The following is a 351-nucleotide window of genomic DNA, read 5'->3' as shown; positions in this document are numbered from 1 at the left end:
GCGAGCAGCGGCGGTGCTGGCGCAGCGGCTTCCTGCGGCTCGCCTCGCCGCTCGCGGAGGAACCGGTTCCGCTCGGGGTGGGCTGGCTCTTCCAGGATGTGACCGAGGCCAAGCAGACCGAGCAGGAGGCGGCGCTCCTGCGGTTCAGGACCAACCAGCTGCACCGGGCCGCGCGCGCCGCCGCCGAGTGTGAGGACCCGGCGGAGGCCGCGAGCGTCCACCTCGACTTCGCGCTGGCCGGCTTCGCCGATCACGCGCTGATCGACCGGGTGGCCGGTGGCGCCGTGCCCGACGGGGAGGGTCCGGTCCGGCTCGTACGGGCCGCCGCCACGCCCTCCGGGGCGCCGGGGC

General features: G+C 76.9%; 1 pseudogene. It reads left to right on the top strand.

Annotated features, from left to right (window positions below):
- Positions 1 to 351 (top strand): annotated as a pseudogene (locus tag AOK17_RS53015) (diguanylate cyclase); the annotation flags it as partial.

The organism is Streptomyces phaeochromogenes, assembly GCF_001418655.1.
GTDB classification, from domain to species: domain Bacteria; phylum Actinomycetota; class Actinomycetes; order Streptomycetales; family Streptomycetaceae; genus Streptomyces; species Streptomyces phaeochromogenes.
Note: the sequence above shows the minus strand (reverse complement) of the source record. Positions and strands in the feature narration are given on the sequence as shown.